Origin of the sequence: Acinetobacter sp. TY2, assembly GCF_046269225.1 — a bacterium.
Classification (GTDB): domain Bacteria; phylum Pseudomonadota; class Gammaproteobacteria; order Pseudomonadales; family Moraxellaceae; genus Acinetobacter.
Window position 1 is genome coordinate 1 of the sequence record NZ_JBJZOR010000037.1, and the last position, 21,932, is coordinate 21,932.

17 protein-coding genes and 7 pseudogenes are annotated in these 21,932 nt (G+C 35.4%); 9 read left to right on the plus strand and 15 right to left on the minus strand.

Going from position 1 to position 21,932, the window contains the following annotated elements; all coding sequences use genetic code 11:
- Positions 1 to 93: 93 nt before the first annotated feature.
- The 4 genes from ACK1JC_RS15860 to ACK1JC_RS15875 form a co-directional block, all read right to left on the minus strand.
- Entirely contained in the window at positions 94 to 876 is a 783-nt protein-coding gene (locus ACK1JC_RS15860) for a sulfite exporter TauE/SafE family protein (RefSeq protein ID WP_005404967.1), read from the minus strand.
- 69 nt (positions 877 to 945) lie between these two features.
- The gene (locus ACK1JC_RS15865) at positions 946 to 1,818 is read right to left on the minus strand and encodes an MBL fold metallo-hydrolase (RefSeq protein ID WP_086200034.1); all 873 of its coding nucleotides are present in this window, start codon (positions 1,816 to 1,818) and stop codon (positions 946 to 948) included.
- A gap of 2 nt (positions 1,819 to 1,820) precedes the next feature.
- Positions 1,821 to 2,237: a YeeE/YedE family protein gene (locus tag ACK1JC_RS15870; protein ID WP_086200033.1), complete on the minus strand. Its 417-nt coding sequence runs from the start codon at positions 2,235 to 2,237 to the stop codon at positions 1,821 to 1,823.
- Between the two features lies 1 nt (position 2,238).
- Positions 2,239 to 2,655: a YeeE/YedE family protein gene (locus ACK1JC_RS15875; RefSeq protein ID WP_163121988.1), complete on the minus strand. Its 417-nt coding sequence runs from the start codon at positions 2,653 to 2,655 to the stop codon at positions 2,239 to 2,241.
- A gap of 119 nt (positions 2,656 to 2,774) precedes the next feature.
- Here ACK1JC_RS15875 and ACK1JC_RS15880 point away from each other — a divergent pair, with 119 nt between their 5' ends.
- On the plus strand, positions 2,775 to 3,086 hold the full coding sequence (locus ACK1JC_RS15880; protein ID WP_005404971.1) for an ArsR/SmtB family transcription factor: 312 nt from the start codon (positions 2,775 to 2,777) through the stop codon (positions 3,084 to 3,086).
- Between the two features lie 70 nt (positions 3,087 to 3,156).
- Here ACK1JC_RS15880 and ACK1JC_RS15885 read toward each other — a convergent pair.
- From ACK1JC_RS15885 to ACK1JC_RS15905, 5 genes and pseudogenes are all read right to left on the minus strand, one after another.
- Positions 3,157 to 3,304 (minus strand): annotated as a pseudogene (locus tag ACK1JC_RS15885) (IS5/IS1182 family transposase); the annotation flags it as partial.
- A gap of 375 nt (positions 3,305 to 3,679) precedes the next feature.
- Positions 3,680 to 4,042 carry a DsrE family protein gene (locus ACK1JC_RS15890; RefSeq protein WP_228720296.1) on the minus strand — a complete coding sequence of 121 codons (363 nt, stop codon included), beginning with the start codon at positions 4,040 to 4,042 and terminating at the stop codon, positions 3,680 to 3,682.
- 182 nt (positions 4,043 to 4,224) lie between these two features.
- On the minus strand, positions 4,225 to 4,818 hold the full coding sequence (locus ACK1JC_RS15895) for a recombinase family protein (protein WP_194240564.1): 594 nt from the start codon (positions 4,816 to 4,818) through the stop codon (positions 4,225 to 4,227).
- Between the two features lie 376 nt (positions 4,819 to 5,194).
- Positions 5,195 to 5,287, minus strand: a pseudogene (locus ACK1JC_RS15900) (IS6 family transposase); the annotation flags it as partial.
- Between the two features lie 183 nt (positions 5,288 to 5,470).
- Positions 5,471 to 5,659, minus strand: coding sequence for a hypothetical protein (locus tag ACK1JC_RS15905; RefSeq protein WP_409512837.1), 189 nt, complete (start codon positions 5,657 to 5,659; stop codon positions 5,471 to 5,473).
- Between the two features lie 479 nt (positions 5,660 to 6,138).
- Here ACK1JC_RS15905 and ACK1JC_RS15910 point away from each other — a divergent pair, with 479 nt between their 5' ends.
- From ACK1JC_RS15910 to ACK1JC_RS15920, 3 genes are all read left to right on the plus strand, one after another.
- A complete protein-coding gene (locus tag ACK1JC_RS15910; protein ID WP_019383597.1) occupies positions 6,139 to 6,279 on the plus strand; it encodes a hypothetical protein in 141 nt (46 codons plus the stop codon).
- Positions 6,280 to 6,465: 186 nt separating this feature from the next.
- Positions 6,466 to 7,083: an AAA family ATPase gene (locus tag ACK1JC_RS15915; protein ID WP_004758942.1), complete on the plus strand. Its 618-nt coding sequence runs from the start codon at positions 6,466 to 6,468 to the stop codon at positions 7,081 to 7,083.
- Positions 7,083 to 8,081, plus strand: coding sequence for a ParB/RepB/Spo0J family partition protein (locus ACK1JC_RS15920; protein ID WP_019383598.1), 999 nt, complete (start codon positions 7,083 to 7,085; stop codon positions 8,079 to 8,081). Before ACK1JC_RS15915 ends, ACK1JC_RS15920 begins: the two co-directional genes overlap by 1 nt.
- A gap of 123 nt (positions 8,082 to 8,204) precedes the next feature.
- Here the strand turns inward: ACK1JC_RS15920 and ACK1JC_RS15925 are convergent, their stop codons facing one another.
- Together ACK1JC_RS15925 and ACK1JC_RS15930 are read right to left on the minus strand one after the other, a co-directional pair.
- On the minus strand, positions 8,205 to 9,515 hold the full coding sequence (locus tag ACK1JC_RS15925) for a replication initiation protein (protein ID WP_068912254.1): 1,311 nt from the start codon (positions 9,513 to 9,515) through the stop codon (positions 8,205 to 8,207).
- A gap of 681 nt (positions 9,516 to 10,196) precedes the next feature.
- Positions 10,197 to 10,598, minus strand: a pseudogene (locus tag ACK1JC_RS15930) (IS30 family transposase); the annotation flags it as partial.
- Between the two features lie 454 nt (positions 10,599 to 11,052).
- Between ACK1JC_RS15930 and ACK1JC_RS15935 the strand changes: the two are divergent.
- From ACK1JC_RS15935 to ACK1JC_RS15950, 4 genes and pseudogenes are all read left to right on the plus strand, one after another.
- A complete protein-coding gene (locus ACK1JC_RS15935) occupies positions 11,053 to 12,285 on the plus strand; it encodes an ATP-binding protein (RefSeq protein ID WP_068912250.1) in 1,233 nt (410 codons plus the stop codon).
- 119 nt (positions 12,286 to 12,404) lie between these two features.
- Positions 12,405 to 12,677 (plus strand): annotated as a pseudogene (locus ACK1JC_RS15940) (HNH endonuclease); the annotation flags it as partial.
- Positions 12,678 to 12,830: 153 nt separating this feature from the next.
- Positions 12,831 to 13,500 (plus strand): annotated as a pseudogene (locus tag ACK1JC_RS15945) (hypothetical protein).
- Positions 13,497 to 18,548, plus strand: coding sequence for a tyrosine-type recombinase/integrase (locus tag ACK1JC_RS15950; RefSeq protein WP_409512838.1), 5,052 nt, complete (start codon positions 13,497 to 13,499; stop codon positions 18,546 to 18,548). The pseudogene ACK1JC_RS15945 and the gene ACK1JC_RS15950 overlap by 4 nt, the downstream one beginning before the upstream one ends.
- 70 nt (positions 18,549 to 18,618) lie before the next feature.
- On the opposite strand, the pseudogene ACK1JC_RS15955 reads toward ACK1JC_RS15950, so the two are convergent.
- The 4 genes and pseudogenes from ACK1JC_RS15955 to ACK1JC_RS15970 form a co-directional block, all read right to left on the minus strand.
- A pseudogene (locus tag ACK1JC_RS15955) lies at positions 18,619 to 18,723 on the minus strand (IS5/IS1182 family transposase); the annotation flags it as partial.
- 820 nt (positions 18,724 to 19,543) lie between these two features.
- Entirely contained in the window at positions 19,544 to 19,924 is a 381-nt protein-coding gene (locus ACK1JC_RS15960) for a hypothetical protein (protein ID WP_409512839.1), read from the minus strand.
- 110 nt (positions 19,925 to 20,034) lie between these two features.
- Positions 20,035 to 20,541, minus strand: coding sequence for a hypothetical protein (locus ACK1JC_RS15965; RefSeq protein WP_074947371.1), 507 nt, complete (start codon positions 20,539 to 20,541; stop codon positions 20,035 to 20,037).
- Positions 20,542 to 20,585: 44 nt separating this feature from the next.
- On the minus strand, positions 20,586 to 21,038 hold the full coding sequence (locus tag ACK1JC_RS15970) for a hypothetical protein (protein ID WP_074947372.1): 453 nt from the start codon (positions 21,036 to 21,038) through the stop codon (positions 20,586 to 20,588).
- A gap of 266 nt (positions 21,039 to 21,304) precedes the next feature.
- Between ACK1JC_RS15970 and ACK1JC_RS15975 the strand changes: the two are divergent.
- Positions 21,305 to 21,858: pseudogene (locus tag ACK1JC_RS15975) on the plus strand (HNH endonuclease); the annotation flags it as partial.
- Positions 21,859 to 21,932: the final 74 nt, after the last annotated feature.

A 21,932-nucleotide genomic window follows, 5' to 3' on the forward strand; every position in this document is an offset into this window, starting at 1 on the left:
TTCTCATGGGGGAAATTTAACAAATTATTTTTTCAATTGCTAAAAAAGAATGAAATTAATACTGGATAGGCTCTAAGGACTCAATCGGCTGTTTTAGCCCATGAGCGCTGAATAGATTAAATACATGGCTACCCCAACCACGGTTGTGGCAAATATTTTCTGTACCTTGTTACTGTCAATCCGATGCATCAGACTGCGTCCAATTAACATCCCGACAATACAGGCCAGGACAAAGGTCAATGTGACCGAAACAGGATATTGAAAGCCATCCAGTACGTGTGCAGAAATACTGACCCCACCAATCAGGAAAATAATCATGAGGGAGGTCGCCACTATGCTGCGCATATCGAGATCGGTGAATTTACGCAGGGCTGGAACAATGACAAAACCACCCCCAACGCCAAGCAGACCCGTTAATAAACCTGCCACTACACCAATACCAGCAAGGAAGGAGGCAGTTTTTACATTCCAGATCAGACGGCCGGTTGTTTGATTGACTTTACATGGTGGATTCTCATAGTCATTCACTTTGTTAAAGAATATCCGGTAAGCCACGATCAGCATAACCAGACTAAAAGCCAAGGTTAGCCAGACCGGAGAAACAATATCAGCCAGCTGCACCCCGTAACGTGCTGAAGGAATACTGATAAGAGCGATCCAGAGTGCGGCGCGATATCGCACTATGCGCTTGAATAAACCCTCGAACGTTCCGACCAAGGCTGACAGCGTGACTGCAAGCAATCCCACAGGCGCAGCCTGAGCCACCGTCCAACCCTGACTTGCCATCAGTGCCGGTACAGCCAGGATGCCGCCACCAGCACCGGTTAAACCCAACAGCCCTCCGATGACCAGCCCTTCAAGTATTAATGCCCACATCGCCCCTCTCCCTTATACATAAAAGTGATTAAATAAAAGTTAAACTTTTTGTTTAATCACCACCTAAGCTTATTTGAAGTAGTTAAGAGGTAGCTTGAGGTAAGAAACCCCGTTCTCTTCTGGCTCAGGAAACTGTCCTGCTTTCATATTGATCTGAATCGAGGGCAGAATCAGCTTCGGCATACTGAGTCCTAAGTCCCGCTGATTTCGCATCTGAGCAAATTCAGTTTTACTGACTCCCTCGTGAATATGAATATTCTGTGTTTTCTGAGTCTGGATATCAGTTTCACATACATATGACTCACGTGTTTCAGGTAAATAGTCATGACATAAAAAGACTCGGGTATCTTCCGGTAACTGATACAGACTTTGTACTGAATCAAAAAGTACTTCTGCACTGCCACGCGGAAAATCACAGCGTGCTGTCCCATAATCTGGCATAAACAGCGTATCACCAACAAAGACTGCATCTTCAACCACATAGCTCAGGCAAGCCGGCGTATGCCCCGGTGTTGGGATGTTATAAACATCCAGCTCACCGATTTTGAAATGTTCACCATCTTCAAATAAATGATCGAATGGCTGATTGGCATTCACCTGCTTGATATCCAAGTGATAAATTGCAGCAAAGGTTTCCTGTACCACAGCGATTTTCTGGCTGATTGCAATTTTTCCACCCAGTTTCTGTTTCAGATATTGGGCTGCAGTCAGATGATCTGCATGAACATGGGTTTCCAGAATCCATTCGACAGTTAAACCTTGCTCTTTGATATAGGCAATGATACGGTCTGCCTGTGTGGTTGAAGTGCTTGCAGATGCCGCATCATAATCCAGCACACTGTCAATAATTGCACAGCGCTTTGTGACTGGATCGGATACCACGTAACTGAATGTATTGGTTGCCTCGTCAAAAAAATTCTGTACCAGTGGGTGTTTTGCCATGGTTATTCTCCAGCCCATTTACGGTGCAACAATACGCCAATAAACATCGCGATAATAAAATAGAAGACTTGGTAATGCCCTAGGCCAATCAATGTGAAACTTGGTGCGGGACATACCCCAGCAATCCCCCAACCGATACCAAATAAGAGGCTGCCAATGATTAAGCGTGGGTCAAGTTTTTGACTGGTTGGCAATACAATAGGTTCGTTAAATACGGTTTTCGGTGCTTCAGAACGCATGGCCTTTTGAAATGGAATGAATGCCACAGCAATTGCACCCATCATGACAAAAGCCAGACTGGCATCCCAATCACCAAACAGATCCAGGAAATCCAGCACTTTTTCAGGATTCGACATACCTGAAACCATCAGTCCAACAGAAAAAAGAGCACCAAAAATAAAAGCTAGAATATTTTTCATTTTAAAATGCTCCGGTTACGTGACGAACAAGATAAACAGTAACAAAACCTGCAAACATGAAGGTGATAGTTGCGAAAATAGAGCGTTTTGATAAGCGGCTCATTCCGCAGATCCCATGACCACTGGTACAACCCGAACCTAAGCGAGTACCAAAACCAACCAGCAAACCTGCAATAATCATCATGAGTGGGCTTGCATTCAGTTCAATTTCAGGCTGTATAAACAGACCATAAATAAATGGCGTGATCATTAGACCCAATAAAAACCAGATCGCAGGGGTTTTAAAGATGGTCTGAGGATTCAGCACTTGTCCGATCAAACCACTGATGCCTGCAATGCGACCATGCACATAAAGATAACCTACGACCGAAATGCCGAGCATCAAGCCGCCTAGAAAAGCAATCAGAAAGTCATGCATAGCGAGTTTACTTCTTTACAATATATTTTTTTATAATATATAATACTAAATATTAATCAAGTCCCTTGTGATATTATTCTGTAACTAATTTTCAATATATCGGATTGAAGGATATTGTAATGAATACTGTAGTTAGTCAGGCTAAAATTGATTTTTCAGAAGCAGACCGAGTGACTGGCTGTTTAAAAGTCTTGTCCAATCCTGACCGTCTAAAAATTCTCTGTGTTTTAGTGGATGGTGAACTCAATGTGCAACAAATTGAGGATGGCACTGATATTCATCAACCCACCCTATCGCAACAACTGGCTGTACTGCGTAAAAGCAATATGGTGAGTACCCGTCGTGAAGGTAAACAGATTTTCTATCAGGTTGCTGATCCTAAAGTTCTTACGCTTATGCAAACCTTGCATCAATTATACTGTGCTGCTTAAGCCTCTTTTTCACTCTAGCTGGCTTTGTTGCACAAAGGTTTAAAAGATAGATACCCTAAAAGATCCAAATTTAAGATACAACTTGGGTATGAGGGCGACCTAGTTCAATGAATTTATTCAAGACAAGAAGCATGAATCTCATTCACCTGACGATGAAAGTACCTTGCCGTTAATTTATCTTCTAATAATTTGATGCAATACATCTTGGTTTCGACCAATTTATCAAAAGTCATATTGTTTTTTTCAGCATACTTTTTGAAACACCACCGAAAATTCTACTATTCCGAATAGCAGCAAAGCACCGGAATTGATGTAAGCCAAAGCTTACAAAACAGCCTAAATTTTATCCATAATAAATGTGGATGGGATTCATCTGCTGTATCTCGAAATAAATAAGATATTTAGCTTATCATGTCAGCCTATTTGCAACAGTGCCCTTTAAGATCAGGATCAACTAATCCCCAAGAAGAAAAGGATTCTTCAGATAGAAACAGCCCTGAAATTTTTATGGTTGTAATTGAAAAAACTGTACAAATAATGTCACTTAGATTGAGTGCTTTTTATGAGGCATTCATCCCTAAAATTGGATTAAATCACCAAGATAAGGTTTTTGTGCCAGGTTTAAAGATTGCCTCTCCCATAGCATCAGGATTCGCATATTTTAAGCCTTTGATGAGATCACCATCTTTAACACCATATTGATCCATACACATTTTACAGATAAAGACTTGCCCACCATTCGCCATAATATTTTTCAGCATGGTCTGATGCTCTGCATATCTATGTTCGAATCGGCTAGAAGCAAGCATAACCCCTTGATCGACTAAATATACCGTTAAGGGATGACCCTTTTGGAATTGATTATTGCTCATACCGATAGCCATCTTTGTCCGATGCGCATCATTACTGGTGAGCAATACAAATAACGGATCTTTTGTCATTTCTGCTACTGCCATCGATAAACTCGAAAAACACAACAACAGAGACAAACATAGGTTTCGAATAAATTTCATAGTATCCATATTTTCTCTAAGACTTAAATAATGCATGAATTATCACACATATATTTATGGTGACAAGACAGTTACGTGGAGATCATTTTATCATCAAAATTCAACTTTAATCAGGTTTCTAAATGTTAGTCATCTCGATTTATAGTGAGTGACTCATCAATCTGTTTTAAATATCGATAAACAGCCTGTCGACTGATACCAAATGCTTTAGCAAGATCAACTTTGGATGAATACTTTCCTTCTTTCCAGGCTTGTTGTAAAGACGCAGCCTGCTCAGGATTAAGTTTATGAACACGACCTTTATATTTCCCTTGAGCAGAGGCTAGTTTTATTCCTTCCTTTTGCCGTTCCAGAATGATTTCACGTTCAAATTGTGCAAAGGCCCCCATCAGTTGCAGCATTAAATTATCCATCGGGGTAGATTGAGCAGTGAAAGTAATATTTTCTTTTACAAACTGGATGGAAATCCCTCGTTTGACCAGTTTATCTACTTCAGTGACCAAATCTTTTAAGCTTCGCGCAAAACGATCCATGGAATGTACTATCACCCTGTCCCCTTCCCGGACATAGTTCAACATTTCTTGAAATTTCGGTCGGTCGGTATTTTTACCCGAAGCACGGTCAACAAAAATCCGGTCGACTTCAATCCCCTCAAGTTGACGCCCAGTATTTTGCTCGACCGAACTCACTCGCACATAACCTACTTTTTGGCCTTTCACTCTTTCTCGCCCCAATTGGATAAAAATGAACAATTTTGTAAATTATAAATCTTTAATATCAAAGTTACATGTTACTTATGATTAAAAATCATTTAAATGGTACATGGTTTTACGAACTTTTAAATTGTTACTTTAGGGTATGCTCTATAGTTACAAAAAAATCATTATTCATTTAAGGGCTAAAAATATAGGCTATTTTTTTAGAAAATATTTTTTAATCTTATGCAATATAATTTTCATTGAAAAAACTTATCCTAAAACTATTTTTGATTAGTATTAAGGATAGAGAGTATTTAACCTAGGGCGTGTCATCAATTAATTTGAGGAAAACCGTCTTGTCCCCATTATACTTTTATGACTAAACGCCATGCATTAAGAGATGATCATAGCTAATGCCATATTTACAATACCAGCGCACAGCCCAAAGAATGATTTCGCCCTGAAAATGCCGACCATGGAAAGGATTCACATGCTGCACCTTTAGCTAAAACAGTCTTCAGCTTACCATTCGTGGTTATTTGCAACAGTGCCAATAAGAGTTCAAATATTCTATTTAATTGTCATTAAACCGGATTCTGGCAGGGTGATATATGGAAAATTTGGACGAATTAAAAAGCCTGCATTTGCGGGCTTTTTAATGTCTGGTTTGGAGTTAGTTATTTTTCTTTTCTAATTTTTGGGCAACGGCTAATTCACATTCTACTGGATGGAAGCTGACCAGATCTGCCGATGTACTTAACTTGCCATTTTCACGGTCGAAAATAAAAGAGACAGAACATTTTTGATTTGCCTGATCGGTGATTTGAACACCGTAATACCAGGTTTCCGCATCGCTAATCACTACGACGTTTTTAGTCTCACCTAAATTTTCTTTTAATACCGCCTGAGTTGGGGTGCTAATTGCACTAGCAATAAAATCTAATGAAACAGGTTTGTGCTCAGTGATTTTAGAGGTGATTTCTGGACTAAACAGTTAATCATTACTGATTAACTGTTCATGATTATGTGCGTTTGCCAGTGATGCTGCGGATAGTGCTAATGTCAGCGTGATTAACTTGATTTTCATATTGTATCCCCATGATTCGAATATTTTAAAGTTTGAGTTTCTTTCAAATTTCTAAAATCATATACGATCTTAAAAATAATAAAGGGTTTGGAGATAAAATCTCATTTTTTTGTTTCACTCTGATGGGCATGCTGTTCCACAGTGGGAAAATATGCAATCCGTCTTTAGTCGATTTAGGCGTTGAGTTTTAGGCGGAATTCTTTCAGCCCAATAAAAAATTCGATCCTGCATCAATAATGTGAAAGAGCAATTCCATGGATAACAACCTATTTGATCATCTTATCCTTTCAATAAAAGAAGCAGGTGCCATCAAAAATGATGAGATTCATGCACGTCTGGCAGTTCTCAATAAATTTACAGAATTAGGTCGACCTCATACCCAAGTTGTCACTTAAATTTGAGTGATTTGGGGAAGCTTTACTTTTAAATTCTTTATGCAACAAAGCCTATTGAATCCGAAAAAGATAATAACTAGGCTTATAGATAATTTGATTTTTTAAATTTCCACAGTGGAAATTTAAAAATATTTTTTTTATTTTTTTATTATGCTAATATAAATTTAATTTTTATATATATTACCCATGACAATATACGTAATCGCAAATCAAAAAGGTGGTGTTGGAAAGACAACGCTATCAACCAACTTAGCTGTTGCTCTGAGTAAAAAAGGCAAGACGACTCTTGTAGATGGAGATGATCAACAATCCTCTATAAAATGGAGTAAACGTAGACTACAAGATTCTATTACAACCATTGCTCTTAAAGATAATTTAAAAGAAGAATTACAACAATTAAAACAAAATAATAAATATATTGTATTGGATGTTGCAGGGCGTGATTCAGCTGAATTTCGTTCAGCATTATTAACAGCAGATGTTCTTATTATTCCAACACAACCTAGTCAAACAGATATTGAAGTACTACCTTTTGTTCTAAGATTAGTAAATACAGCAAAACAAGTGAATAAAAATTTAAAAACATTTGTGGTGTTAAATAAAGCCCCAACTAATAATAAATCTACAGAAATTGATGCTGCTTTAGAGCTATTACAGCAAGTCAAGTCTGTTAAAACACTAAATACAATTTTGCGTGATCGCAAACAATTTCGCGATGCGATGATCGAAGGAAAATCAGTATTAGAAATGGGTAGCAGCAAAGCAAAAGATGAATTAAATGAATTTTTGGTGGAGATCCTGTAATGGCAAAAAAACCATTAATTGTCGATTTTAATGATTCTCTTGAAATGGAGCAGGCATTTATTAATGCAGCAGGAACAGGAAAAGTATCATTAATATCATCAATTGAAAATAATATTGTTGATGTACCTATAGAACTTATTGACTTCTCAGAGCATCAACCTCGTATTATTACAGATAAAGTTTTACAGGAAGTTGAAATTCTTGCCACGAGTATTGCAACGAATGGACAAATTTACCCTATTGTTGTTATAAAAAAAGAGGAAAGATATGAGCTCGTCGGTGGAGAAAAAAGGTTTAGAGCTGTTAGAGATATATTAAAGCATAAGACGATTCGTGCAATTATTCGAGATGATAAATCCAAGGAAAAAACAGCTTTAATTTCATTGATTGATAACTTACATCGATCGGATCTTAGTGATTTTGAATTAGTCAACGCCATACAAAAACATTGTAATGAGTTTGGATACTCTATACAAAATGTAGAATTTATCACTCAAAAATATCAACTAGATCAATCTAAATACTTTAGATTAATGAGCTTTTATAAACTTCCAGATTATATAAAAGAAGATCTAAAAATAAATCCAAAAGCTATTTCAGGTGCAACTGCACAACAATTGTTAACCGAATTAAATAAACTCGTTTTAAAATTTAATCATCAATTGGTTGAATCTGCCACATTTAATATATGGAAAAAATATCTAAATGAATTTACAGAAACTAATCGTCCATCAAAAAAATTCATTTACGAAATAGAAAAAGCATTAACTGTACAAGAGATAGCTAAAAAGCAAGAACAAAATATCACAAATACGTCTAAAATTAATAAAATGGTACTAAAAGATAAAAATGGTCTTAAATTTGGCTCAATTAAGATTGAAAAAAATCTCAATGGGAAGACAGTCGTAAATATTCGTACTAGTTTAAATGCTGAATTTAATCAAGAAAAAATTGAAAAACTAGAAGCTTTTCTTGCTGATTTAGACGATAAGGTATAAAAAATTATAAATTTCCACAGTGGAAATTTATAATTGAGTATCCAATATGTTATAGATTGATATTGGATACTACCATTTACCATATATATAAGATTAAAAAATGATACATAAGAAAGGTTATCATCAGAAAGGTAGTTGATCTTCTGCAGGATCTAAAATTTCATCCATATCAGAATCTGCAATATTTTTATCTTCATGCTCTGCCATATTATCTTCAGACGCATCTTTTTTAAAGATATTCATATTGCGTTTTGCTTGTATCCAAAAATAGTAATCCAGATCAATAAGTTTATGATCATTCAATATATCTAACTTATTTGTTAATAAGCTACGCATCGTTTTTTTAGCTGTAATCGTATCCAAATCACCTAAAAAACAACCATAATCGTTTAAGAAAACATCACAATTCACTAAAACTGTGATTTGCTTAGAGCTCAACTTAGTGACTGGTTTAATATATTTAACGCGTTCTTTATCTTTAAAGTGTGATCCATCATCACTATATGGAATTGCATTTTTAAGATGTTTTTCTTTTAATCGATCAATAATACGTTGAAAAATTAGATTTCTATGCTCTTCCTTCATTTTGTAAGTAAAACGTATACCTACAACAAATTTTCCATTTTTAATCGTTTCATAATCAATTTCAAGATTACTTAACTTATTAATTTGTGTTTTAGCAACATTCAAAACACGGCTTTTTAAGTTATCGATTAGTTTATATTTATCTTCAATATCTAAAGCAAAACGCAATCTTTCCAAACTTATATCATGAATTTGCTGAATACCTAATGACTCAGCTTTCCATAATTCAGAATTGAGAATCCTATAAATCCGCATGGCATAATTAGAACGCATCCGCATAACATAGCGAATTTGGTGTGTACTAAATGAATGCGTCATACCTGTCGGATTAATTAAGTTATAGAAGTAATTATAAAATTCTCTAGCAAAACGAATCTGCATGCATTTAGTTTCTTTACTATAATGACAATAAATAATCATTGGTACCTTAATTGGTGTAGGATCATCTTTTTTCTTGATCAACATTACCTTAGGCTTATAACTATCATAAACACGCTGCAAGGCCTTTTCACCATACCGATGAATTTCATATAGCTCACTTGCTGTGACAACATCTTTATCTAAATCTTTTTCTGAAATCAATTCACCAAAATTAGCTGCACTAATCGTAATTAACTCATCTGGATCAAAGCGCATATTTTTATTTAGTTCATTTTTGCGCACAGCAACCATAGCACAGTACACTAGCTTTTCTTCATTAGCTTCATAACTGTAATTTGCAGTGGTCATATCATTACGTGTAGCCACTAAATCAGTGTATTGAACACGACGAGAAGAAGGCTTTATTAATTCTGTACTTTTCAAACCAAACTCCGTGGTTACAATTTTATAACCATACATTAATAACATTTTGTATTGAAATCAACAATGAAAGCAAACAGATCAATAAAAATATATCTTTTAGCTTACGGACAAAACGTATGGTTATTCACAGATATTTAATAAAATTATCAACAACGGACAAAACGTATGGTCATTTCATATAATCTAATAAATAATGAGAACAGGACAAAACGTATGGTTATATCAAAAATAAAATTCAAATAAGCTCAAAAGCATTGCTATTAAATGCTTTTAATGTCATTACAATAAAAAAAATAAGTAAAATAATCCAATATATCAATAGAAAGAAAAACCAATCTTCAATAAAAAAGCATGTACATCGGACAAAACGTATTGATAGTGCTTAAAACATCATCATTTATTTGGAATAGAAAAAATTCATGGTTATAGTTTTTATTGTGCTAACTGCAATGAATATTTGTATATTCACTTTAAGAGAATTTTTACTATTGATAATTTTGTGGATAAATTGAGACAAAACGTATGGTTATCGGACAAAACGTATGGTTGAACGGACAAAACGTATGGTTGAACGGACAAAACGTATGGTTGAACGGACAAAACGTATGGTTATTAATGAATAACCACTTGAATTTAAATATAAAAATATCCTCATAAACTTTATTAAACATATATAAACATATATAAATACTTATAAACCTTTAATTTAATTTTTTTAATAAAATTTTAAATAAGACGAATTGAAGCAACAAGTGCAACACTATAAAAACCAGCAATCACTTCACTGAGTGTATACCAACATAGTATCTTTCTAGGACGATTATTTAGACCAAACTCTATCTATTCTATTCGCTCTTTTGATACATCATCAAACGATAAGGATTTTGGTAAATATTCATTCGTATTTTCATTTTTAGCGCGTTGATTAGACTTTTATGGATCCGCAAAGTAAGTGTCTATGCATGCATCTGTTATCCTACTATGCTCTGAAAACTCCTTACCATTATCAAAAGTCACACTATAAGCATGACTGCTACGCAAACATTCTAAAGGACACGAGATCGTTTTAGTTGAGGTTCTCGTTTGCCACAAATGAACCATATGTACATATAGACTCTTACGTTTCACATTCGAGTAGTTCTAAATTATTTTGGCTGTGATTCATGCAGGAATGAAGAGCGTTCGACAGCCGTGGGAATTGATCGGCATAGCGTTGGTAAATACTGATTTCGTGATTGAGTTGAACAATACTGTTTTCTACACGTTCCAGTTCGATTTGCAGCTGGTCTTTCGTTTCACAAGATTCTTGCTGTGTTGGAAGATGGATGGTGCTGGACTGTGTGATTGGCTGATAGTTTTAGATGTGACCATCTCTGATTTTTTAAAAAACAGCTTAGTATCTACAGAGACGTAATATTCTATATCGTGTTTGAAAAAAATATTCCAGTGAAAATCTATTGTCTATAGCACCTCTAACACCTGCGATAATAGGAATTTAAACTTTTCTTAAAAAAAAGAATATTTCTTATGTGATCTAAATTTTGATAGAATATATAAAAAGTTTAGAGTCTAAGTGTAAACAATGATAAAGAATAATATTCGACGTGAGAGCTACCTGAAATTTCTGAATACATGGAAAAACCGTGATCTCATTAAAGTACTATCGGGTGTACGTCGTTCTGGAAAATCTACTTTACTAGTGATGTTCCAACAAGATCTAAAAGAGCAAGGTGTACAAGATGAAAATATCATTGCTATTAATTTCGAATATATGGAATTTGAAGAACTCACCTATTATCGTAAATTACACGATTATGTACTTTCGAAAGTCGATAAAAACAAAAAAAACTATGTTTTTTTAGATGAAATACAGCATGTTCAAAATTTTGAAAAAGTAGTCGACTCTTTATATATTCGTGACTATATCGATCTATATATTACAGGTTCAAATGCATTCTTTTTGAGTGGGGAATTAGCGACGTTACTTACAGGGCGTTATATCGAGCAGCATGTTTTACCTCTGTCATTCCAAGAGTTTAAACAATGGCATACTGAAAATAATCCAACCATCCAACAATTATCCAATCGTGATTTGTATGCGATGTACACTCGCAGTAGTTTCCCTTATACACTTGCAATGACTAATCAGCAGGAAACCTATGATTACTTACAAGCAGTCTATGCGAGTGTCATGTTTAAGGATGTTATTCCTCGCTTGAATACTGCAGATATTAACGCTTTGGAGCGTGTTGCAAAGTATTTGGCAAGTGTTACGGGCTCACCTATTTCTATTAATAAAATTAAAAATACCTTTGTTTCAAGTGGAGTTAAGATCTCATTTGAAACAGTAAAACGATATATTCAGGGTTTACAGGATAGTTTACTATTTTATAGTGCAGCACAATTTAAAGTACGTGGGCGAGAGCTATTACAAACCTCTGAAAAATACTATCTAGTTGATGTTGGCTTGCGCCGAATTATGTTGCCTGATGCAAATGCTGATCAAGGCCATATTTTAGAAAATGTGATTTATCTTGAGCTCGTCAGACGAGGCTATACTGTTTATGTTGGGCGACTTGATGAATATGAAATTGATTTTGTTGCTGTTGATACGTTACAGAATTTAACTTATTACCAAGTCGCGTTAGAAACACTGAATGAAGAAACATTAGCCCGAGAGTTACGCCCATTGCAGAAAGTTTCTGACTCGTATCCCAAGTATTTATTGACCTTAGATACTATAGGTACTGAAGCCAATTATAATGGTATTGTAAAAATGAATGCTCTCGATTGGTTACTGTCTGAAAATAAGTGAACTGGAACCTAGTGATTAACAGCTAAATTATTGATCAAAGCATAGATATTTTTAGGATTAATCAAGAGTCAAAACAATTTACAGGCTCTACATTTGCACAGCTAAAGCTATTTCCTACTATCTTGTCGATGTCTAAAGCCTTTAAGTACATTAACTTTAACGAGTTTTATGTCGGAAGCTTTCTGAGGAAATATGATCCTGCTGTGGTCAACCATATTGTTGAATACGTCGATTCGATCAGTCCTGCATCTCGATCAAAACCCAAAGCCTTTTCAACCTTGACCAAGAGTTTGATCAAGCACAATTTTCTGGTGGGTAATCATAATTTCTGCCCGCTTTGCGATGGATTGATTTATCTGGATTCAACAGAGTCGGATCATCTCATTGCCAAAACTAATTGATATAAAAATAAAGTTAGTAAATAAATTATATAAATCAAATATTTTCTTATTAAATCTTAAATTTGTTTGATTTAATTCTATTTATTTTGGGACTATGTTAGTCTATTATTTTAACGCTAAAAATAACTCAACTGTGCAGAAAAAATGATGACACCATTGCATAATTGATGCATTAACAATATCTGAAGGCAGGTTTAAAAAACCATGCCCTGTTTTAGTTTTGAAAATGATGTTACTTAATGGGGAAAAGAGTAGGTTTTCAGAAGAAATTAAAAATCAAGCACTACTACTGCTCGCGACATATCGTAAGTTACTGCGTGCTGTCGCTAGGGATTTATGTGATGTAAAAACTCTAAAGGACAGTGTGAAAAGAAGACACTGGGGTAAAGTGGATAAAGTGCAGGATAAGATGGTTGTTGCAAAAGAACTTCGACTAAAGCATTTAGATCTAGAAGAAATGCCTTTATTTTTTCATACACAGCATTTTTTAAAAAAACTACCGATTTCCTTTGTTCAAAAATTGGTAGATTGGGCACCACCGGTGGTTAGTGGTACTTTTTTAATCGAAAATATTTTAGCAGGTTATATCGCCCAGAAGCTTTTGCCATTAGAAAAAATTAAAGTAAAAGAGCTTTGCAAGTCTGTGCAACCATATTTTCATTTAGCTGACTTTTTTGTATTTTTACCTCGACTGGAGGGGCTGTATCAAAAACATCAGCAGCAAATTGTTTGTGTGGCACCAACGGCAGAAATTGCTTTAGCTTTAACAGACTTTAAGAAAGCATGGATCTATCGTATTAGGAGCAGTTTATGAATATTTATTTTAAGCAGCTCATAGAATGGATGAAGCAGCATGAAAATATAGAAGAACAAGAACTTATCCAAGCATTATTTTTGTTGCGTGCACATTATAGCTTAGCTGGTATTGTTGTCATTTGTCAGCGAATTTTCACATTGATTGGTGATCATGAATTACCAATATTTCGTAATGAGCTTAATACTTTAAAGATAATTAGTACATTACAGGATTCTGATCAACATTCACATTTTTTCTCAGAAACAACAGATAGAAACAAACATAAACTCACGCCATTACGTCCATACACTGGAGACAGTGGAATTTGTGATTTGCTATTGATTCAAGCAGGACTAAGTCGAAATAATGAGCGTTTTGATACTGTAATCATTTGGTTTTTAGAGCAAATATTTCACTTTCAAAAAAATGTACATACTCTAAAGCTTTATAGTCATTATTTAAAGGGTGATGGAAGCATAAAGCTGAAAGATCAAAAAGGATCTCGTGTGTATAACGCCTTTTTAGCGATCAGGCTGTTGGGTGATCCAAGTAATGAGGATATTTTAGAACAAGTCGAAAAATTACTGACTAAAAACGGACCGAAACAACTGATTCATTTGATGTCCGCTGGTTCTGAAGACAAACGATTAAATGAAGTTTTTTATGCATTAAAGCTCTTTTTATCACAAATTTGGCAAAAGAATCGACTAAAAAATAAGAAAAAACGTCGAGAGTTTTTACACCGTATAGGGTTAAAGCATCAAAAACTGATCTTGCAACGATACGGCTCATTAAGTATTGCTATCCAACCTTTAGAGGATGTAGATGAAATTCATCGTGGTCTAGTCTCTGAAGTATTTGAGTATGATGAGATTGAAGAAGATGAAACACCATTGGAGCCATTGTTTACATTTTTTTTGGCCGAACAATCCGATTTAATTCGAGGGTTTTATGCATCTAAGTCTACCTCTCAGCATGTTGAAGCTACAAATGTTGGTTTAGTTTGGACCAAATGGCGATTGTCATTAAATTCGATTCAAGATGTGTTTAGGCTCTGTCAACCATCTAAGGCTGATACCAGCTTAATTTTACGCGCAAAATTAGCTTTGATATTGAGTTTACTCACTGGACGTTCGGTTACTGAATTAACAGCGCCGTGTTTTAGTCAAAATACTGATCAGAATAATATTGCTATTCAGTATGATCATACTTTATCTGCATACGTATTGAGCGTTTTAGCAGGCACACCGACACTCAAAACAAAGCCAGAAGAGTCTAAATTTCATGTGCCATGGACCAAGAAATTACATTTGGTTTTACCAAGTGAGCTCAATGATTTGGTGAATCAAGTCAAAAATCTTGCGATTAAAACCCGTCAACCGGCAGTTGAACGCGAAGTTAGAAGACTTATTAACAGTGTGCCGAAAGAGTTAGAAATCAGCCTCAAAAGCATTAAAGATCTTCTTCCACGGTTGTTATATGAGCATAGCCAAGGTGACTTAGCTGTCGTTAAAGCAGTGACTAATGCATCCGGTCGGAATTATGATAACTTAATTCATTATGCATCTTTTGAACAGAGGAAACTTGAGCAGTTATGGGCTGATTGTTTAAGAACGATAAAAATTGATATTCCTGAATATATGCACTCTTCTAGTGAACGCGTGGGTAGCCCGACTGGGATAAAGATTGTTGAAATACAAAATGAAATTACACGAATAAAGAAGAGAATAAATCAGGCTGCCGAACAGAAAGATTGGCAGACGCTCTTTGATAACTTAACGTTGTATACAGAATTATGGATGAATCTTGCAACTGCAGGACGGGGGATTAAGCAACCCTTTCCAAAGTGGATAAGTCAGCAAGGCTGGGCATTGATTCAAGATAAACATCATCAAGATGAATCAACCGATCGTTATGTGCCATTGACGGCAGCATTTATCAAACAGATTCAAGTTTTACGTGGTTTGATGAGAATGCTGGGGGATCAAGTTGAACCACGTGTTGATTTATCATCTTATGCGTTGCAACTTTGTGATCCTCATCAGATTGAAGGTTTAGGTAGAAATTGGGCACGGAAGCTGGTTCGCTCTGATAATAATCAGTTACCTGGACGGTTCAAGGATGCTGGACTTGGGCACTGGGTACGCGGTCGTTATCCATGGGATATGTTATCAGTATTTCCTGTATCAACATTTAAACAACAGTGGCTTGATGTACAAGAAAACCTGCAAAAACAGTTAGGTTTCGAATGTCTTGATGTTTTTGATTTTTTTAAAAACCTGAATATTCCAACATTTGTTGTAACCAAAGAGATTAAAACAGTTCAAGCAGAGACGAAGCCGAGAATACAATATTCAGAAAATGATGTAAAAGAATGGCTGGAAAACTCAGAGTATGAGTCCTATTGTCAGTTGATTTTTGAGGAAAATCCTGAGCCAAACGTATCTTTCGAGCTTGGACATGTATTAGCTTCCCATTTAGCTAAAAATACAAACATTGATTTGCCACAAGCGATCAAAGCATATTGTGCTTATATTCGCGATAAAACGAAAATTCCTTTATTCGTTCAACTTCCTCAAAAAGCTAATCGTACATGGCTGACATCTGAAAATAGTTTTAGTACATGGTGTTATATTGAACAAAACTTACTTGATCTTATTCAGAAGGATTTAGAACATTTATCTGAACATCAAAATTGTGATGTTGAAATAGGACGTTTGCTGGTTGTACTCTCCATGTATTCACAACTGTGCAGGGTGAGCCATTTACAAGCGATGTTGGAGTTTATTGCTTCTGATCAACATATAGTCGCTATGGGGAATAGTCGGCTCGTTGAGCTGACAGTGAATAATGATAGATCTGTGACGAAGATACGCCGTACAGTACTGTTAAGTCCTTATGTCTCGACTTTAATTTTAGTAGACCGACAGTATCTACAGCCCCGATTAAAAGAGATTTTAGCACAGTCAAGAAATCAACAAAGAACGGCTTGGCAAAAGTGTTTTAATACATATTTAAAACAAATAGGGATTAAGTCAACTCTATCATTAGCTCAATGGTTGAAAGCTTTACAGCAAAATGTGATGTTAAATAGCACTCCGTTAATTGCAGGTTATATAGCAGGCCAAGTCCTGACTGAAGATCTTTCAATAAATGAATTATTACGCTTATCCGAATATGAAAAATTAACCACAGGTTTAGATAGCACTGAGCCAGAAAGTGAAATAGAAATAGGCGATGAGCAACTACATTTGTCTGATATTTTAGCGATGATTCAGCAACTAAAAGGTGAGTCTAGATCAAGCATTTGGCTTGAACAGCTTGCCAATAATAAAACGAATCACTACTCAGTCAATTTATTAACGTGCTTTGTGCAATGGTTGATTTTACGCTGTGATGCAGAAGAGTTAAGTCTACAGAATCGAAATATGATTCATCTACATTTGGCCATCGTCAGTGCAGGTATATTGGGGTTTTCAGAAGATTTAACAAAAGATAGCCAGATTGATGAAGATGTATTTCAAAAATGGATGGAGTTGACGCAAGAGCATTTTCCACACCGCAAGCATCTCGCTGCGTGGAATCGCTTTAGAGATTTTTTAATTCAGTTAAATGATGATCGTATAAAGTTACACAAGCGTACAGCGCATCAAGCAAGTGCTAAAGTTTTTTCAAAAAATGAAGTGCAGCAGATCGTTCAAATATTACAATCTGTAGAATCTGGGGTGAGTGATGCTGCTTTACGTCTAGAGATTCAGCGTCATTTTCGTTTATCTGCAGCGATGGGTGTACGCCGTTCAGAGACACTTCATTTACGGCCCTTAGATATTGATGAGGATATGCTCCGAATTCGTCCTTATGGTGAGCATCAGTTAAAAACACTTGGATCAGAACGTGTTGTTCCGATGAATTTATTAAGTCAGACGATTCAAAAGGGATTAGATGATATTTATAAGAATAAAAAATATTCGATATTAATGTCTGATGAGAACAGTGAGCATAGGACTTTTTTCAATCAAATATCTCAAATATTAAAGAAAGTCACTGGAGATGTTGATCTCAGCTTACATCATTTAAGACATACGTTTGCAAGTGCATATACTTTAAAGTGTTTGCAAACAGTGGTGGATTTTAAAGCGCTCACGATAGAACTGCCATGGCTACAAAATTGGATGCCATCGAATGAGCAATTTAATACGCTAGTAGGCAATGAAGGACAGGTTGGGCAAGGGATTAAGGCGATTAGTCGAGTGCTTGGACATTTACATGAATCGACAACATTAAAGCATTATGTTCATATCTTATTTCTGGCTACTTATGCCTATAGCATGCAACAACAGCAACCCAATTTACATACTGCATTTTTTAAGCGAGTCATGAGTCGGAGTAATTTATTCAGGCATTTCCAAGCGATTCATCAACAGAATGGTAATCTAAAATATGAGTTGAGAGATACCATCGAAAAATATGTACTCAAAAAAAGACAAAGTCAGAGGTGGGTAATCTATGCTCAAAAAAGAGGGAATTCGACTGGAAAAGTAATTAAACACGAATTATTTCAAAAGTTTGAAGATATTGAGCGGTATCTTATTTCTGGGCAGGGGCAGCCACGATTAGATATTGAGTCCTGGAAGAGAGCTTTAATTACGATGGCAAACATTCCGTCAGGTAAACGTGGTTCAAATATAGGAAGACATCCATTATCGACACAAGGAAAGTTAGCACGTTTGCCTGAATTACTAAGTGCTGTAGATTTTAATTCTGCACAAGAGATTTTAGAGCGATTTGATTATTTAGAACAAAACCAATCAGAAACTTATAATTGGTTAATAAAAAAATGGTTGTATGAAAGTAATGTAACAAAAGTATTGATGCATTTTACGGCAGAGGATGAACCTATGCTTTCAATCCTTACAGAACATCAATTTTTTCCGATGGTGATGAAACATAATAAATATGATTATTTTAGAATTATGTCTCAACAAGCCTCATTAAGCACCGTGCGATGGGCACTTACGTGGTTGAGTGCACGATATTTGGTGATTAGAGATCATATCAGAATCTAAGTAAATATGACTTACGCACGCTTTGTTACACAAAGGTTTGAAAGACAGCGCTACCCTAATTGAGCTAAATTCAAGTGACAACTTGGGTATAAGTGCAGCCAAATTCTGTGAATTTGTTCAAGACAGCTACGTGTGCATGAATATCATTTACCTGACTAGGAAAACTTCTTGCTGCTCATTTATCGCTTAATAATAGAGACTCAGGTATTTTTTATGGATCAACAGAGCCAAAAAAACATCACATTATCCATTGCATTCTGTCTGCTGCTGGAAGCTGTGCAACATGATTCCTTATGGGAAATAGCCTAAGCTTAATAGGTGACGGAAAAAGTGGCCCAGGCCTTTGCTTTGTCAAAATCTGATTTGCCAAGCAAAGGCCTGGGAATCCGCGAATCCTCTTTTTAAGCATTAAAAAATCTGGTTTTGTTTGACCAAAACAAAATATAGAAATATGATAGCCGCGTTACAGCAAAATCTGTAACCAGGCGTGGAAACCTGCATCTCAACGTACTAAAGGGTCACTTTGGGTGGCTCTTTTGTGTCTACATGGCACTGCTCTCTATGGCAGGCCAGGTAGGGCAGTCTATGACTGGCCGTTTCGTTGAGCGGTATTTCCACCCCTATTTGGTTTGCCACCATCTCGTGGAAAAGATGTTGGCAAATTTCATGCTAATCAACGAGAGTAAAATATGAAGATTAATATTTTAAAACCCCCCATTTCTCTGACGGTTCTTTTGCCTGGACTCAGGACCTCCTGATCGTTGGGTCGTTCATCGCATTCATCTAATACAACTCAATCTACTTTCGATTTCGCATTGGTCGAAATACGGGAAAGTGCTGTCTAGAGAAAATCAAAAATGGGTCCAACACGCTTACTCATAATATGAGCTAAATGTAACAGGTAACATTATGTTACCTGTTACATTTCTGTATTAAGTAGTGTAACTTTTTAATTTTTTAAAAATCATATACTTAACAATGTTACATGGTTGCATTTAATAATCCCAACCACCATTACTATTAATCGCTTTGAAGAAATCTTTTTTAATTTTTTGACATGTTGATTGTGAGTAATTTGCTGCATATCGTTTCTGTAATTTACTTAAATCTGATGCACTAAATTCTGTTTTAAATGCATTTTCTTCATTCCAGACATTCATTCTTATCATGGTGTTTAACATTTTAACATTCATAGGATTACTACAAACGGTTTGGAGTTTAGGATTACTACAATCAATTTTGATATAGTCATAGCTTTCCAAAGAGTTTTGATAATTACGATTAACAACCTTTTGTTCAGCAGTAGATAAACAGGTTGCAGCATTTAATCCTGTTGAAGTGAGGGCAAGACATAAAAGCATTGATTTAATTTTCATAAAGTACCTATGTGATATTTTTGATAAGACCTAAATAATTTTATATAAAATCACAGCTAAAACTTTGATTAAAGTCATTGTGATTTGCTAGAGAAAAGAAATTTAAAAATTTAGTTCTGACGACCTAGATTTAGTGGAAATAATTCCTGTTCATTTACCCCACCACCATTTCCAGATTTATATTCGAATCCATTATCCTTTTGTGGGTATAAATTTTTATCAAAACCATTCATTTCTACCTCTTCTGCTTGATTTTGCGTATAAGTATCAGATTCTAAATTGTCTATATAGTTCACAGCATTTTTAGCATTATCAGAACTCATCAAATTTTCTAATTTATCTATTTGTTGCTGAGTTGGAAGTTGTTGTTTTTGTGCAGTATTTGACTTTTGCTGATTTGCACGATTTAGACGTTCATATTCTGCATTATTTTTTTCTTGGATTGCTTTGTTTCTTAGATCATTTTGTCGCATTTGTTCGAGATTGCGTGCTCTGAATTCATTAAGTTGATTGAGGTGTCTAGCTTGATATTCTTCAAGTGTCTCACCATAAATATGAGTAATAGGTGATATGAATAGACAAGTAATCACAACATTTTTGAATAATTTTATGCTCATTTTTACCCAAATTCTTGATAAAAAATAATAACTTATGGAAAAAATTAAAATACAACGTAATATAGAATTAAGATAATAATTAATAATCCTACAATTATAAATAGAGCTTTAAGAATATATTGGGCAAATTTAAACCCTATGAAAAGAGAGATTATAAATGCAATTCCTAAAGCCGATTTAGATATTGAAGTATCTATGTTCCAATCAAATAAATAAAGTAAAGGAATTGCAAAGACTGTAAAAGTAGCGAGTATAGATATCCAAATTAAAGCTGGAGTAGTTGCATCAAAGGTGGATTCTTGAGCATTTGATTCACTTCCTAAGACATGATAGCCGGACGGGCTCAAATTACAGTTGGCACTTGAACTAGCATAATTTAAATCACAATATATACACCTATTAGGTCCATCATCAACCACATGCGTCCCAATTGGGCTATTTCTGCATCCTTGACCAGCTACTACTTTCCATCCATCACAATATAAACATTTTCCCATTTCTATCTTCTTGTAAAGTATTTTTTGTAATATATTGTATTTGATAACAAAATTAAACTATTGTTTAACTATAGAAGAGACATGCTATGAAAATATTATTCGGGGTTATTTGGTTACCAATCAAGATTGTTCTTGTATTGTGTGGTGGAAGGAAAGTACCACTTTTAAAAGGTCTTATTGATGCAATAGATTCTGCATTAAGGTGATTTAGGCACCAGTTAGGCACTTAATAAAAATCATTAATATAAATTTTTGATTTTTATTGAATTAATTTGAATAATTATGTTCTGTATTGGAAAGACATCAAAAACAACATCTACATCATCGACGGTGCACACCGTATTTCCAGCATTTATGCTTGGATCAACCGCTATTTTGCCGATGACCAAGTGAGCCAAGCGCCTAATTTCAATGACGAGCAGAAAGAAGATATTCGTTATATCCGCACTCAACTCGGTGATTTGGCTGATTTTCAAAAAATTTGTTCTGATCCTCAATTTGCAGCACAAAAGGCGAAGCTAGAAGATATCCAAATCAGTTTTAGGCAGGTACTTGGCACTCCTGAAACGTGAGACGTGTCTTTTAATCGATTAACTCAGATACCAAACCTCTGGATAAGTATGAAGAATATCATTTGAGAAGCCGTGGCACGGATGCCTATTATGCAATCTATGCCTGCTGCTATATCAATGATAATAGAAGCAATCTGGAAGAGCTGTGCTATGTCCGTTTAAATGAGGTCATTGAGTTGGGAGAGAAGATTTATCAACTGCTTTTCTCTACGATGTTACCCAACAACGACCTGAGCCATGGCAAAAAGTGATGTGTGCTGAAAAAACAGGAGGTTTTAACTTGGTAAACTAAACACACTCATCAGGAGTTTACCATGAGCAA